The organism is Acidovorax sp. Root275, from assembly GCF_001428965.1.
GTDB lineage: Bacteria > Pseudomonadota > Gammaproteobacteria > Burkholderiales > Burkholderiaceae_C > Acidovorax > Acidovorax radicis.
The window spans coordinates 19,835-33,552 of sequence record NZ_LMJH01000008.1 but is presented as its reverse complement, the minus strand read 5'-3'; the positions used below and the strand labels follow the sequence as shown (position 1 = coordinate 33,552).

At 67.2% G+C, this 13,718-nt stretch carries 14 protein-coding genes; 3 read left to right on the top strand and 11 right to left on the bottom strand.

What is annotated here, in order from left to right:
- Window positions 1-8 precede the first annotated feature (8 nt).
- From ASE52_RS10300 to ASE52_RS10285, 4 genes are read right to left on the bottom strand one after another with little or no spacing between them, the layout of a single operon-like run.
- Window positions 9-794, bottom strand: coding sequence for an enoyl-CoA hydratase/isomerase family protein (locus tag ASE52_RS10300; RefSeq protein WP_057225920.1), 786 nt, complete (start codon window positions 792-794; stop codon window positions 9-11).
- Window positions 791-1,300: a DinB family protein gene (locus ASE52_RS10295; RefSeq protein WP_057225918.1), complete on the bottom strand. Its 510-nt coding sequence runs from the start codon at window positions 1,298-1,300 to the stop codon at window positions 791-793. The genes ASE52_RS10300 and ASE52_RS10295 overlap by 4 nt, the downstream gene beginning before the upstream one ends.
- Window positions 1,301-1,317: 17 nt before the next feature.
- On the bottom strand, window positions 1,318-2,925 hold the full coding sequence (locus ASE52_RS10290; protein WP_057227140.1) for a carboxyl transferase domain-containing protein: 1,608 nt from the start codon (window positions 2,923-2,925) through the stop codon (window positions 1,318-1,320).
- Between the two features lie 14 nt (window positions 2,926-2,939).
- Complete coding sequence (locus ASE52_RS10285) at window positions 2,940-4,673, bottom strand: AMP-binding protein (protein WP_057225915.1); 1,734 nt, start codon at window positions 4,671-4,673, stop codon at window positions 2,940-2,942.
- Window positions 4,674-4,774: 101 nt separating this feature from the next.
- Between ASE52_RS10285 and ASE52_RS10280 the strand changes: the two genes are divergently transcribed.
- Together ASE52_RS10280 and ASE52_RS10275 are read left to right on the top strand one after the other, a co-directional pair.
- Entirely contained in the window at window positions 4,775-5,887 is a 1,113-nt protein-coding gene (locus ASE52_RS10280) for an AraC family transcriptional regulator (RefSeq protein WP_241776976.1), read from the top strand.
- Window positions 5,888-6,021: 134 nt separating this feature from the next.
- Window positions 6,022-6,708 (top strand): glutathione S-transferase family protein, encoded by a 687-nt coding sequence (locus ASE52_RS10275; protein WP_057225912.1) that lies wholly within the window; start codon window positions 6,022-6,024, stop codon window positions 6,706-6,708.
- A gap of 36 nt (window positions 6,709-6,744) precedes the next feature.
- On the opposite strand, the gene ASE52_RS10270 is transcribed toward ASE52_RS10275, so the two are convergent.
- Genes ASE52_RS10270 through ASE52_RS10255 form a run of 4 tightly spaced genes read right to left on the bottom strand, consistent with a single transcriptional unit; the run spans window position 6,745 to window position 10,094 of the window.
- A complete protein-coding gene (locus ASE52_RS10270; protein WP_241776975.1) occupies window positions 6,745-8,178 on the bottom strand; it encodes a patatin-like phospholipase family protein in 1,434 nt (477 codons plus the stop codon).
- Between the two features lie 51 nt (window positions 8,179-8,229).
- Window positions 8,230-8,883, bottom strand: a complete 654-nt coding sequence (locus ASE52_RS10265) for an HAD family phosphatase (protein ID WP_057225910.1) — start codon at window positions 8,881-8,883, stop codon at window positions 8,230-8,232.
- A 51-nt stretch (window positions 8,884-8,934) separates the two neighbouring features.
- Window positions 8,935-9,375: a YchJ family metal-binding protein gene (locus ASE52_RS10260; RefSeq protein WP_057225908.1), complete on the bottom strand. Its 441-nt coding sequence runs from the start codon at window positions 9,373-9,375 to the stop codon at window positions 8,935-8,937.
- Between the two features lie 20 nt (window positions 9,376-9,395).
- A complete protein-coding gene (locus ASE52_RS10255) occupies window positions 9,396-10,094 on the bottom strand; it encodes a DUF4197 domain-containing protein (protein ID WP_057225906.1) in 699 nt (232 codons plus the stop codon).
- 130 nt (window positions 10,095-10,224) lie between these two features.
- On the opposite strand from ASE52_RS10255, the gene ASE52_RS10250 reads away from it, so the two are divergent.
- Window positions 10,225-10,698: a YetF domain-containing protein gene (locus ASE52_RS10250; RefSeq protein WP_010466759.1), complete on the top strand. Its 474-nt coding sequence runs from the start codon at window positions 10,225-10,227 to the stop codon at window positions 10,696-10,698.
- A gap of 23 nt (window positions 10,699-10,721) precedes the next feature.
- Here the strand turns inward: ASE52_RS10250 and ASE52_RS10245 are convergent, their stop codons facing one another.
- From ASE52_RS10245 to ASE52_RS10235, 3 genes are all read right to left on the bottom strand, one after another.
- Window positions 10,722-11,786: a hypothetical protein gene (locus tag ASE52_RS10245; RefSeq protein WP_057225904.1), complete on the bottom strand. Its 1,065-nt coding sequence runs from the start codon at window positions 11,784-11,786 to the stop codon at window positions 10,722-10,724.
- A gap of 107 nt (window positions 11,787-11,893) precedes the next feature.
- The gene (locus tag ASE52_RS10240) at window positions 11,894-13,063 is read right to left on the bottom strand and encodes an MFS transporter (protein ID WP_057225902.1); all 1,170 of its coding nucleotides are present in this window, start codon (window positions 13,061-13,063) and stop codon (window positions 11,894-11,896) included.
- Window positions 13,064-13,085: 22 nt separating this feature from the next.
- Complete coding sequence (locus ASE52_RS10235; RefSeq protein ID WP_057225900.1) at window positions 13,086-13,718, bottom strand: hypothetical protein; 633 nt, start codon at window positions 13,716-13,718, stop codon at window positions 13,086-13,088.

Genomic DNA, 13,718 nt, shown 5'->3' with positions numbered 1-13,718 from the left:
AGGTCGGGTCAGGCCAGCAACCAAGCGGGTTTCCGCTTGTTGAGGAAGGACTGCACGCCTTCCTTGCCTTCGTCGCTGGCGCGGATGTCGGCAATGCCCTGCACGGTGGCGGCGATCAGCCCCGCGTTGATCTCGCGCTCGGCCACATCCGTCACCAGCTTCTTGCAGGCGCGCACGGCGTTCGGGCTGGCGCTGGTCAAGGCCTTGAGCAGTTCATCGACCTTGGCGTCGAGTTGGTCTGCAGCCACCACCTCGTGAACGAAGCCGACGCGGAGCGCCTCGGCGGCATCAAAGCGCTCGGCCGTCAGGAAGTAGCGGTGCGCGGCGCGGGGCCCCATGGCGCGGATCACGTAGGGGCTGATGGTGGCGGGGATGAGGCCCAGCTTCACCTCGCTCAGGCAAAAGCCCGCCGTGTCCACCGCCACGGCCATGTCGCACGCGGCCACCAGGCCCATGCCACCGGCGTACACATCGCCCTGCACACGCGCGATGGTGGGCTTGGGGCACTCGTAGATCACGCGCAGCATCTCGGCCAGCTTGCCCGCGTCGGCCACGTTCTCGTCGCGCGTGTAGTCGGCCATGCGGCGCATCCAGTTCAGGTTAGCGCCTGCGCAGAACGCAGGGCCCTCTGCGGCCAGCACCACGGCGCGCACGTCGGCGCGCGCTCCTACTTCGGTGAAGGCGGCCGTCAGCTCGGCGATGACCTCGTCGCTGAAGGCGTTGCGGATCTCGGGCTGCGTGAGCGTGATGCGCGCCACGGCGCCGGTGTGGGTGATGGACAGGTTCTGGCTCATGGCGTGGGCGGTTTTTGCAGGAAGTAGACAAGGTCCAGCTCGGGGCTGGTCTGGCCCAGGGCGGTCAATACGGCAGTGATCTGGCCCCGGTGGTGCGTGCCGTGGTTGAACACATGCGCCAGCGTGGCCGCAAACGGCAACGATGCCGCCGTGCCCCGCATGGTGGTGTAGTTCAGCGTGCCGTCCCAGCGGCCTGGAGCGAACGAAGCAATCAGCGGTGCCCAGCGGGCCGCGCCTTCGCGCAGGCGGGCATCCAGCCGCGCACGGTCGCTTTCCAGTTCGGCGTCCAGCGCCATCTTGGGCGACGTGCCTTCGGCGAACCGCACAAACCACAGATGGTGTTCGCCCACCAGCAGGTGGTTGAGCGTGCCATGGATGCTTTTGAAGAACAGGCCCACATCGCGCCGGTAGGCCTCTTCAGGCAGCGCCCGCACGGCATCGAGCAGACGCGCAGTGGCCCACACGTTGTAGCGTGCGAGCTGTGTGAAGTGGGCGACGGCGTCCATGGCTGCTCCCGGCCCGGTCACATGCGGAACAGGCCGAACTTGGTGTCTTCGATGGGCGCATTGCGCGTGGCGGCCAGGCCCAGCGCCAGCACGCGGCGGGTGTCGGCCGGGTCGATCACGCCGTCGTCCCACAGGCGCGCGGTGGCGTAGTAGGGGTGGCCCTGGTCTTCGTACTGGCGGCGGATGGGGGCCTTGAAGGCTTCTTCTTCCTCCATGCTCCACTGCCCACCCTTGGCCTCGATGCCGTCGCGCTTGACGGTGGCCAGCACGCCCGCAGCCTGGTCGCCGCCCATGACGCTGATGCGCGCGTTGGGCCACATCCAGAGGAAGCGGGGCGAGTACGCGCGGCCGCACATGCCGTAGTTGCCGGCGCCAAAGCTGCCGCCGATGATGATGGTGAACTTCGGAACACTCGCCGTGGCGACGGCCGTGACCATCTTGGCGCCGTTGCGCGCGATGCCTTCGTTCTCGTACTTGCGGCCGACCATGAAGCCGGTGATGTTCTGCAGGAACACGAGCGGGATCTTGCGCTGGCAGCACAGCTCGATGAAGTGCGCGCCCTTCAAGGCAGATTCACTGAACAGGATGCCGTTGTTGGCGATGATGCCGACCATCATTCCTTCGATGCGCGCAAAGCCCGTGACCAGCGTGGTGCCGTAGCGCGCCTTGAACTCGTCGAACTCGCTGCCATCGACGATGCGGGCAATGATCTCGCGCACGTCGAAGGGCTTGCGGGTGTCCACCGGGATCACGCCGTAAAGTTCTTCTGCTACAAAATTAGGAGCCAATGGCGCTTGATCTGCAAGCGCCGGAGCCTTGTTTTTATTCAGATTGCGCACCGCATTGCGCGCCAGCTGCAGCGCATGCAGGTCGTTTTGCGCCAGGTGGTCGGCCACGCCCGACAGGCGTGTGTGCACATCGCCACCGCCCAGGTCTTCGGCCGTGACGACCTCGCCCGTGGCGGCTTTGACCAGCGGCGGGCCGCCCAGAAAGATGGTGCCCTGGTTCTTGACGATGATGGACTCGTCGCTCATGGCCGGCACGTAGGCGCCGCCCGCCGTGCAGCTGCCCATGACCACGGCGATCTGCGAGATGCCCATCGCGCTCATGTTGGCCTGGTTGAAGAAGATGCGGCCGAAGTGGTCGCGGTCGGGAAAGACCTCGTCCTGGTTGGGCAGGTTGGCACCACCCGAGTCCACCAGGTAGATGCAGGTGAGGTGGTTCTGCTGCGCCACTTCCTGCGCGCGCAGGTGCTTCTTGACGGTGAGCGGGTAGTAGGTGCCGCCCTTCACCGTGGCGTCGTTGCACACGATCATGCAGTCCACGCCGCTCACGCGGCCGATGCCGGCAATCAGCCCCGAGCTGGGCGCATCGTTGTTGTACATGTTGAGCGCGGCCAGCGGCGCCAGCTCCAGAAACGGCGTACCCGGGTCCAGCAGCATCTGCACCCGCTCGCGCGGCAGCAGCTTGCCGCGGGCGGTGTGCTTGGCGCGGGCGGCCTCGCCGCCGCCCTGGGCCACCTTGTCGAGCTGGGCGCGCAGGTCGTCGACCAGCGTGCGCATGGCGGCTGCGTTGGCCAGAAAGTCCGCCGAGCGGGCGTTGAGTTGGGTGTCGAGAATGGTCATGCTGTCTTGCTCTTTCAAGCGGTTTTTTGCTCTTGCAGGCCCAAAAGATCCTTCATCTCGTCGCGGATCTTGAACTTCTGGATCTTGCCGGTCACCGTCATCGGAAAGCTGATGACGAAGCGGATGTAGCGCGGCACCTTGTAGTGCGCGATCTGGCCTTTGCAGAAGGCACGGATGTCGTCTTCCGTCGGCTTGGTACCCGGCTTGGCGATGATCCAGGCGCACAGCTCCTCGCCGTACTTGGCATCGGGCAGGCCCACCACCTGCACGTCCTGCACCTGTGGGTGGCGGTACAGAAACTCTTCGATCTCGCGCGGGTAGATGTTCTCGCCGCCGCGGATCACCATGTCCTTGATGCGGCCGACGATGTTCACATAGCCTTCGTCGTCCATGGTGGCCAGGTCGCCGGTGTGCATCCAGCCTTCGGCGTCGATGGCCTCGCGGGTCTTGGCCTCATCCCCCCAGTAGCCGTGCATCACCGAATAGCCCCGGGTGCAGAACTCGCCGCGCTGGCCGACGGGCACCACGGCGCCGCTGTCGGGGTCCACGATCTTGACCTCCAGGTGCGGCTGCACCTGGCCCACGGTGGAGACGCGTTTGGCCAGCGGCGTATCGGTGCTGCTCTGGCAACTGACCGGGCTGGTCTCGGTCATGCCGTAGGCGATGGTGATCTCGCGCAGATTCATCTGCTCCACCACGCGCTTCATGACCTCGGTGGGGCAGGGCGAGCCGGCCATGATGCCGGTGCGAAGGGTGGACAGGTCGAACTCGGCAAAGCGCGGGTGGTCCAGCTCGGCGATGAACATGGTGGGCACGCCGTGCAGGCCGGTGCAGCGTTCGTCCTGCACCGTCTGCAGCACCGTGAGCGGGTCGAACCCGTCGTTGGGGTACACGATGGTGGCCCCATGCGTGAAGCACGCCAGGTTGCCCAGCACCATGCCGAAGCAGTGGTACAGCGGCACGGGGATGCACAGGCGGTCTTCGGGCGTGAGCTTCATGCATTCACCGATGAAGAAGCCGTTGTTCAGGATGTTGCGGTGCGTGAGCGTGGCACCCTTGGGGAAGCCCGTGGTGCCACTGGTGAACTGGATGTTGATGGGGTCGGTGGCCTTGAGCGTGGCGGCGATCTGCGCCAGGCGCGCATCTTGCGCATCGCCGCGCGCCAGCAGGTCGGAAAACCGCAGCAGCCCGGGCTCGTCGGCGCCCTGCCCTGCGCCGTCGTCGATCCACACCACGGTGTTCAGGTGCGGCAGCTTCACCGCGCCCAGCTGGCCGGGCTGCTGGTGCTGCCACTCGGGCGCCAGCTCGCGCAGCATGCCCAGGTAGTCACTGGTCTTGAAGCGCGCCATGCTCACCAGCAGCCGGCAGCCCACCTTGTTGAGCGCGTATTCGACCTCGGACGTGCGGTAGGCCGGGTTGATGTTGACCAGCACCAGGCCCACCTGCGCGGTGGCCAGCTGCATCAGCACCCATTCGGCGTTGTTATGCGACCAGATGCCCACGCGGTCGCCGGGCACCAGGCCCTGGCCCAGCAGCGCGCTGGCCAGGCGCTGCGCCTCGGCCTGCAGCTGGGCATAGGTATACCTGCGGCCCTGGTGCACGCTGACCAGCGCCTCGCGGCCGGGCTGGCGGGCCGCCATGTCGGCAAAAAAGGCGCCGAGGGTCTGTTCGATCAGGGGAACGTCGGTGGCGCCACGGGCGTGGCTGTCCACCAGCGGTGCGGAGTTCGTTGCGGCTGCACTCGTCACGGGTGTTGTCTCCTCGGCTTTGTCATCCGGCCCTGCGCCACAGGGATATGCGGGCGGCGATCCGTAAGCATAGAAGCCTGCGCCCCCTGAGGGTGGACACAATGGTTGCAAATCGTGCCACGGCTGGCACACTCTGCGGCGTGAAACCACCCGCCCCCACCGCCGACCGCTCCCCTTCGGCCACGTCCGCCCCCGCCGCCACGCCCATCGCCTTTGTGCGCGCCATTGTTCTGGCGTACGAGCGGCGCGGCATGCGCCCCGTGCGCGCCCTGGCGCAGGCACAGATTGAGCCGCAGCTGCTGCAGGACGACCACGCCCGCATCACCGCCTGGCAGATGGAGCAGATCTCCGACGCCGCCATGCAGGAGCTGGACGACGAGGCCCTGGGCTGGTTCAGCCGCCGCCTGCCCTGGGGCAGCTACGGCATGTTGGCACGCGCGTCCATCAGCTCGCCCAACCTGCAGGTGGCGCTGGCCCGCTGGTGCCGCCACCACGGGCTTCTGGCCGACGATATTGCACTGCGCCTGGCCACCCGGGGCGACACCACCACACTGGCCATCGAAGAGGCGCGCGACCTGGGCGCCTTGCGCGAGTTCTGCCTGGTGTCGGTGCTGCGCAATGCGCTGGGGCTGGCCTGCTGGCTGGTGGATTCGCGCATCCCCCTCATCGCCGCCGAGTTCGCATTCGATGCGCCGCCCCATGCGGAGGCGTATGCCGTGCTGTTTCGCGGGCCGGTCACCTTTGGCGCCCCGCGCACGGCCATTCACTTTGATGCCCGCTACCTCAGCCTGCCCCTGCGGCGCGACGAGCAGGCACTGCGCCAGATGCTGCAGCACGCCCTGCCGCTCACGGTGCTGCAGTACCGCCGCGACCGCCTGCTGGTGCAGCGCGTGCGCCAGCTGCTGGGCGCTCCGGTGGCAGGGCAACTGGCGCACGCCCTGCCCCAGCACAGCGCCGAGTCGCTGGCCAGCCTGCTGCATGTGTCGCCCCGCACGCTGCACCGGCAGCTCAAGGAAGAAGGCGCCACGCTGCAGGGCCTCAAGGACGAGGTGCGCCAGAGCCGCGCGGTGGAACTGCTGCACCGCACCGACCGCCCCATCAAGCAGGTGGCCGAGGCCGCAGGCTTTGTGAACGAAAAAAGCTTCATCCGCGCCTTTCGGGGCTGGACAGGCCATTCACCTGCGGAGTTCCGGCGCCACGCCCGCCAAGCCTGAGGGTGTGATAGCGGATGGCTTGGTGGCGCGATCTGCACCCTGCATGACCGCCACAGGAGGGCCGCCCCCAGCCACCCGCCACTACACTGGCCCACGCTCCCTCCACCGCCCCGCCCTTTCGCCCCCTTCCCGCCATGATCCATCTGTACCACTGCGTGAGCGCGCGCTCCTTCCGGCCCCTGTGGATGCTGGAAGAGCTGCAACTGCCCTACACCCTGCACATGCTGCCGTTCCCGCCCCGGGCCCATGCGCGCTGGTTCCTGGAAGAGAACCCGCTGGGCACCGTGCCGCTGCTGGTGCAGGGCAAGGCGCCACACCAGGTGCGCATGACCGAATCCGCCGCCATCTGCCAGTACCTGGCCGCCGCACACCCCGACGCGGGGCTGGACGTGCGCCCACCCGACCCGGCCTTTGGCGCCTACCTGAACTGGCTGCATTTGGGCGAAGCCACACTCACCTTTCCGCAGACGCTGGTGCTGCGTTATGGCCGGTTCGAGCCTGCCGAACGCCGGCAGCCCCAGGTGGTGGAGGACTACAGCCGCTGGTTCCTGGCCCGGCTGCGCGCCGTGGAAACCGCCCTGACCCACAACCACAGCGACTATCTGTGTGCGGGCCGCTTCACGGCGGCAGATGTATCGGTGGGCTATGCCCTGCTGCTGGCCGAGCATCTGGACCTGGCCCCTCAGTTTGGCCCCGCCACGCAGGCCTATTGGCAGCGCCTGCAACAACGCCCCGGCTACCAAAGGGCCATGGCGGCGCAGATGGAGGCAGCCCAAGACCAGGACGTGCCCACCACCCCGGCACCCGACACAAGACCGTGATGCGGTGGAGCCCGGCAGACAGCCGGGCCCGCGCGGCTACTCGGTCTTTGTCGGCACGGGCACGGGCACAGGCGCAGGTGAAGGCGGGGCCTGCCGGGCCAGCGATTGCACCAGCGCGCGGAACTCGGGCGAATGGCGCAGCACGCTGCCGCCCGCCTCGATGAGGTCGGTCACTTCATTGGGCGCAATCGAGAACGCCGTGGGCACCTGCAGCAGGCGACGGCGCGCCACGTCGTCAGGGGCATCGCGCAGGTTGACGGGAATGACGTGGATCTCGGCACCCGGCGCAAAGGCGTCGTTGCTGCCCGTCGAGCCTGCGGCCAGAGACTGGCGCCACTGCTGCGTGATGTCGCGCAAGAACTCCTGCGTCTCGCGCGTGGCGCGCCCGCCCGTGCCAAAAAGCAGCGAGTCCACCACCTGCACCATGTTGGGCACCTCGTCACTCATGTCGATGTTGACCGACGGGTCGCGCTCGGCATTCACGGTGACCAGCACCAGCTTGCGGATGGTGCCCGGCGGAATGCCCACCTCGCTGAAGGTCTCGCGCAGCCCGCCGCCGGCGAGGGCTCGGTCGAGCAGCCGCTGCACACCCAGGTTGTCGGCCAGGCCCCCGTCCACCAGGTGGATGTAGGGCCTGCGCTGCGCGTCCAGGTAGCTCAGTTCGTGCGCGCGGTACAGCCGGGCACGGTAGTCGCCGCCTGCGGCCAGGGTGCCCGCGCGGGACACCGTCTTGTGCTCCGCGCACTGGTCGGAGTAGTTCTTGAGCGTCATCGGGCTCAGCAGCAACGGCACGGCCGATGATGACGCCACGGCAAACGACAGCGGCACCTTGCGCAGGTCCGAGCAGATCAGCGCGAACTGCTCCCAGGTGAACTCGAAGCCCGAGCCCAGCGACATGTCCGTGGCCGTGATGAACAGCTGCGGGTGGCGCGGGCGCCGTGCCACATCGCCAAACGTGAGCCCGCCATAAAGCTCATCCAGCCGCCGCGCCAGCAGGTGGGTGCGGCCGAGCCAGGGCGATGTGAGGTCCACCAGGTTGCCCGGGCGCAGCGCCTGCGTGATCAGGCTGTTCTGGAAGTTCTGGCGCAGAAACTCGTGCTCGAAACGCGGCAGCCCATCGATGCCGTGCGCCGCTAGGTAGGCAGCCACGATGCTGCCGCCCGAGACGCCGCTGATCACATCGGTGGCATCGAGCAGCGTGGTGGGACGCCCGTTCCAGTCAAAGCGCGTGGCCTGCATCTCGGTCAGCACGCCAAAGCCGAAGGCTGCCGCCCGCGCACCGCCGCCCGACAGCGTCACGGCCACCAGGATGGAGGGATCGCGCTCGGACTTGCGCTCGGGGATGCCCTGGTCCTCGGGCTTCAAGGGCTCGTTGATCCAGGGCCGCACCGACGAGCAGCCCCCCAGCAAGACCAGGGCGGCCACCACGGCGCACCGCCACATCCTCTGCTTCATGCGAAATACCGGCATCGCGCTCCTCCCAGGGTTGCAGGCTTTTCTTTCAGGCTCGCCTTGCCAGCGTCAGCAGCCCAGCAGTGCGGGCAGCTCGGCCATGCTGCGAAACACCTGCGATGCGCCTGCGGCACGCAGGGCCTCGCCATCGTCCAGCGGCGCATAGGCAAACACTGTGGCCCCGGCGGCCACGCCTGCACGGACGCCGATGGTCGAATCCTCCACCACGGCGCAGCGCGCCGGATCGGCCTGCAGAGCGGCAGCGGCGGCCAGGTACACGTCGGGCGCCGGTTTGGTCTGGGGCACCTCGTGGCCGCTGAAGATGCGGCCTTCAAAGAAGCGCATGAGCCCCACCTTGACCAGTTGCATCTCCACCTTGAAGCGATCGGCTCCCGAGGCGCAGGCAATGCGCCCGCCATGGTGGGCATGCACACGTTCGATGGCGGGGTGGATGTGCGCGATGGCCACCAGGCGCCGATCCAGTTCGGCATTGCGCCGCGCATAGAAGCTGGCCATCCACTCGTCGGTGAGTGGCTGACCGGTCTCGGCCTCAATGCGGACGGTGGCGCTGCGCACCGTCCGGCCGATGAAATAGTCCATGCATTCTTCGTGCGTGATGGCCCAGCCCGCCTCGTTGAGCATGTCGCGCAGCACGCCGTTGGTGATGGGTTCGCTGTCTACCAGCACGCCATCGCAGTCAAACAAGATTGCTTCAAATTTCATAGCTATTAGCGCTTATGGGTAAAGCGCTGGAGTTCATTTTTATTCAAAATTTCAGCTGTGGATGTCGCCATCCACATACCACCAGCGCCCGCCTTCGCACACGAAGCGGCTGGTCTCGTGCAGGCGCACGGCACGCCCGCCCACGCGGTAGCGCGCGACAAACTCCACCTCGGCCCGGCCTTCGCCCGTGGCGCGGTGGCTGCGCACCTCCAGGCCCAGCCATTTGGTGCCAGGGTCGAAATCCAGGGCCGCCGGCCGGGTGCTGGCATGCCAGGTGGCCTGCAGGTAGTCGCCACGTTCGAGGAAAAAGGCGGTGTAGCGTGACCGCATGAGGCTCTCGGCACCGGGCGCGGCAGCGTCGTCCCAATGGTCGAGGTAGCGGCCGCAGCAGTCCCCATAGGACAACGCCGCAGCCTTGGCGCTTTTGCCGGGCTTGGCCTGGTTGCGGCCGCAGGGGCAGGGTTCGGAGTTCGTCAGAGACACGGAGGGCATGCGTTTCACACGGGCGACAATCAGCGCAGCGTTCCAAACACCTTGCGGACGATGGCACTGCCCGCACCAGCGGGGTTCTGGCGGATACGGCGCTCTTCCTCGCCGATCATGAAGTACAGGCCATCGAGCGTCTTTCCGGTGACGTACTGCGCGAGGTTGGCCTCCTCGGGCTTGAGCAGTCCAAACCCTGCGGCCTTGCCGGCGAAGGCGTTGTACTTCTGGGTCAAGCCCACCTTTTCGGTGGCCTGATTCACCACAGGCAGGAAGCGCTCGGAGAGCGGGGTGCGTGTCTTTTCGGCAAAAAAGGCCGTGACCGAGGTGCTGCCACCGGTCAGGATGTTCTTGGCATCGGTCACCGTCATGTTCTGCACGGCGCCCACCAGCAGATCCTTGCCCATGGGCACGGCGGCCTCTGCCGCGCGGTTGATGGAGGTGACGAGCTCGTCGATGCGCCGGCCCTGCCCTAGCGACTTCATGACCTTGGCCGCGTCTTCCAGGTAGCCCGGCAGGCCAATGCGCACCTGAGGGTTGCCCAGAAAACCATCGGGCCGCCCCAGCAGCGCGACCGCCGCCTGGGCGCCCTGGCCGAGCGCGGCCTTGAGGCCACCGGAGGCATCGGCGTTGGAGAGATCCCCGAGCGACAGGGCCCAGGCCTGCTGACCGGTGGCGCACAGCAGGGCAGCCAGGACGCTGGCTTGGTGAAATTGGCGACGTTGCATCGAGCGTTTTCTTTCGGTGGAGAGGGGGGGCGCTGCCTGGCGGGTACGCAGGCAGGCAACAAGCACAGGGGATTTTCGCTCAGCACCGTAGACTGGTGTTCGACACAACCCTCCAACAAGGAGCCCTGCAATGTGGGAAATGAATGTGCCGTGGTGGGAATTCGTGCTGCGCGGCGTGGTGGTCTACGTGTTTCTGCTGGTGTTCCTGCGCCTGACAGGCAAGCGCCAGACCGGCCAGTACGCGCCGTTTGACCTGGTGCTGCTGCTGATCCTGTCCAACGCGGTGCAGAACTCGATGAACGCGGGTGACAACTCGCTGGTGGGCGGGCTCATCTCAGCGGTCACGCTCATCGGCTGCCATGTGGTGCTGGCACAGCTGACGTTCCGGTTTGCGTGGATGGAGCGGTTGATAGACGGCACCCCGCAGGTGCTGGTGCAGCAGGGCCAGGTGAACGCCGAACTCATGCGCAAGGAGCTGCTCTCGACCGACGACCTGGAAGCCGCGCTGCGCGCCAGCGGCTGCCTGGACCTGCACGAGGTGGAGCGAGCCACCATCGAAACCAACGGCCAGATCACCGTGGTGCTGCGGCGCCGGGGTGGCTGAGGCACCCCGGCGCCCAGCCCAAACTAGTTCTGCGTGTAGCAGATCTTGTTGGGAATGATGGTGTTGGCGTAGTTTTCCACGCTGGCCGCTGTAGGAAACACCGTGGGTGTCTGGTCGCCCAGCATGCACAGGCGCGTTCCCTTGCGGGCCCAGACGATGCGCGAGTTCAGGCCCGAAGGCTGGCTCCACAGACCCCAGAACGCAGTCAATGTGGCGGTGCTCGCGTTGCGGTCGAACACCAGATTTCCCACTTCGGACAGCGGCCCCGCCGCGGTGCCAGTGCCCGTGCAGTTGGCATCGGCGTAGGTGGTCACGCCGATCTGCCCCGTCACCCGGTTGTCGGCCTGCCGCGTGATGCGCCACAGCGCGCGGCCCCACTGGCCAGGGCGCACCGGCACACACAGCTCCTGCTTCCAGTCGCCTTCGGGCAAGGCCACCACGGCGCCACAGCTCACCTCGACCGAGCCCACGTTGGCCGATGCCACCGTGCCCGCGCCATTGCGCACCGAGCAGCTCTGCCCCGCGGGCTGCGTGCGCACGGTGACTGCATATGCCGCGCCCCCCGCCACCGCCGTACCAAAGGTAAAACCGCCGTTGCTGGTGAGCGAAAGATCGTCGCCACCGTTGTTCTGCAGCACCAGGGTGCCACTTGCCAGGCCAGAGACCGCCCCCCCCACCGTGAAGGTGGCTGCCGCCAGGTTCTCGCAACGCACCTGCACAGCGCTCACGTTGGCGGTAGCGGTGCCGGTGCCCTGCGTCACGGTGCAGCGCTGACCATTGGGCTGCGTCTTGACCGTGACGGCATAGGCCACGCCACTGTCCATGCGGGTGACGAACACGAAATTGCCGTTGGCACTCAGGGTCAGGTCGTCGATGCCAAGGTTCTGCAGGGTCAACGTCTTGCCCGTGCCCAGGCCACTTAGGACGCCCCCCACCGAGAAAACCCCTGCCGAAGGCGGTAGCGACGTGCCGTTGTCGTCATCTCCGCCCCCGCAGCCCGCCAGCAGCACGGCGGCCAGTCCCAGAGAAGTCCAGCGGAAAGTGGGCCGTGCGTGGTGCCAGCTGCCCGGGGCGCTTGTTATGGTCATGTACAGAAACCTCCAGATGATGAATGGAGGACGGATTCTGTGCAGCGCACCGCGCCTTGCGAAACCCTACCCTGGTAGGGTGACCCCCATGACCCGGTGAAAGGCGCTCATGGCAGCGACCTCAGCGCCGGCGCACTGCGCGGCGCTCGCCCCACCAGCACCAGCGCAGCCGCTGCAAGGGCGAAACCCGCGCTGAGCAACGGCACGGCACTGGCGTTTTCACCTTCGACAATGAACGAGGCCGTGAGCGGACCGAATGCACTGCCCAGCAGTTGTGCTGCAGGCACCAGCCCGGCCAGGCGCCCGCTGGGGTCGGCACGGAACGCCAGGCCAATATGAAACGGCAGCATGAAAAGCCAAACAAAACCGAACAAGGCACAGGCCAGGGCAAAGTCCCGTGTGTTGCCACTGGGCAACTGGTGAGCGGCAGTGGTGACGATGGCGAGCAGCACGGAGCAGGCCACCAGCGTGGACACCACGGGCAGGCGCCTCACGGCCAGCGCGGCCAGGCTGCCCCCCACCACCTGCATGGCCAGCACGGCGGCAACCAGGGTCTGCGCACTGCGCGCATCGAAACCAGCGGCCTTGCCCAAGGGCTCCAGGTACGCCCAGAACGAACCCAGCGTGGCCAGCTGCAGAAACACCACGGCCAATGGCTGAAGGGTGGCCGCCGACCAGCGAAACCCCGACACCGCAGGCGGCGCCAGCGGCGAGAGGCGCGCCGGTTGCACAAACGCCAGCAGACAGGGCAGCAGCGCCAGCAAGCCCAGCGCCACGAAACCGCCACGCCAGCCCCAGTGGGGAATGATGGCATGGGCCAACACCACGCCCAGCAACGCCTGTGCCAGGGTCTGCGCAACGAAGAAGATGCCGCCCACGCGCGCCGGGTTGGCGGTGCGCACGACCACGCCGGTGGTGCCCCAGATCAGCACACCTTCGGCCAGGCCAGCAGCCGCTCGCACGCCTGTCAGGGCGCCGTCGCCCGTGGCCAGCAGCGTGAGCAGATCCAGGCCCGCTGCGCACACCCCGGCAACGAAGGTGATCGACCGCAACCGCGCACCCGGCAATAGCGCGTCGCCGAGCACCACGCCGAGGCCCAGCATGATGATCTCGGCCATGGCCACAATGCCCACGCCCTCCAGACTGACCTGCCGGGCTTCGACAAGTTCGCCCAGGAGAATGGGCTGCACGCCCACCATAAGCACGGCAATGGTGCCGACCGCCAGCGCGGAAACCACCTGCGCTGCGGACATCTTTACATCGTGGCTGGAGGACATGGGAAGCCCTTTCTGTGGGGGGTCAGTAGCCTTTGCTTTCCTCGGGCAGCTGACCCTGCAGGAACCGCGCCAACGCGCGCTGCTCATCTTTCGCAAGTCGCCGGTTGGCGACCCAGCGCACGATCCAGGGCAAGGCACGCACGCGCCCGCCCCCGGCCACGGCCAGCACGTAGGCCTTGGCACACTTCTCGAACAGTTCGGCATTGAGCGCCAGGCGCGTGGCGGTCATGCCAAGGCACACCGGTAGCCCTCGCACCAGCAGCACGTTGCCTTGCCCCTGCAAGACCGCCGCTGCATCGCCCATGTCTGCGCTGGCCGGTCCCATGGGGCCCAGGTGGCGCGCCTGTTCGTCGAACACCTGCGGCATCGCGCCACCAAAGTCCGCCAGGCAGCGTCCGAAAGCCCCTCCGCCGACAGCAATGGCGCCCACATCGCCGCGTTTGGCGTAGGCGGCGGCATGCACCTGGGCGTCGTGCGGCGCGGTCCGCCAAGGCACACGTTGGGGCGTGGCGCCGGACGCGAGCCCAAACCACATCGCGTCGCTGCCCGGTATGCGCAGCGACAAACTCGCGCCCTCGCTGTCCAGCAAACGCTTGGCTTGCAGCCTCTCGCGCAGCGAGAGCCACTGTGCGCGCACGTTCTCTTCGAAATCCAT

Coding starts and splice junctions, on each gene's coding strand:
- ASE52_RS10300 (WP_057225920.1), bottom strand. CDS start 794: ATGAGCCAGAACCTGTCCATCACCCACACCGGCGCCGTGGCGCGCATC.
- ASE52_RS10295 (WP_057225918.1), bottom strand. CDS start 1,300: ATGGACGCCGTCGCCCACTTCACACAGCTCGCACGCTACAACGTGTGG.
- ASE52_RS10290 (WP_057227140.1), bottom strand. CDS start 2,925: ATGACCATTCTCGACACCCAACTCAACGCCCGCTCGGCGGACTTTCTG.
- ASE52_RS10280 (WP_241776976.1), top strand. CDS start 4,775: ATGGTTGCAAATCGTGCCACGGCTGGCACACTCTGCGGCGTGAAACCA.
- ASE52_RS10275 (WP_057225912.1), top strand. CDS start 6,022: ATGATCCATCTGTACCACTGCGTGAGCGCGCGCTCCTTCCGGCCCCTG.
- ASE52_RS10270 (WP_241776975.1), bottom strand. CDS start 8,178: ATGCCGGTATTTCGCATGAAGCAGAGGATGTGGCGGTGCGCCGTGGTG.
- ASE52_RS10265 (WP_057225910.1), bottom strand. CDS start 8,883: ATGAAATTTGAAGCAATCTTGTTTGACTGCGATGGCGTGCTGGTAGAC.
- ASE52_RS10260 (WP_057225908.1), bottom strand. CDS start 9,375: ATGCCCTCCGTGTCTCTGACGAACTCCGAACCCTGCCCCTGCGGCCGC.
- ASE52_RS10255 (WP_057225906.1), bottom strand. CDS start 10,094: ATGCAACGTCGCCAATTTCACCAAGCCAGCGTCCTGGCTGCCCTGCTG.
- ASE52_RS10250 (WP_010466759.1), top strand. CDS start 10,225: ATGTGGGAAATGAATGTGCCGTGGTGGGAATTCGTGCTGCGCGGCGTG.
- ASE52_RS10245 (WP_057225904.1), bottom strand. CDS start 11,786: ATGACCATAACAAGCGCCCCGGGCAGCTGGCACCACGCACGGCCCACT.
- ASE52_RS10240 (WP_057225902.1), bottom strand. CDS start 13,063: ATGTCCTCCAGCCACGATGTAAAGATGTCCGCAGCGCAGGTGGTTTCC.
- ASE52_RS10235 (WP_057225900.1), bottom strand. CDS start 13,718: ATGGATTTCGAAGAGAACGTGCGCGCACAGTGGCTCTCGCTGCGCGAG.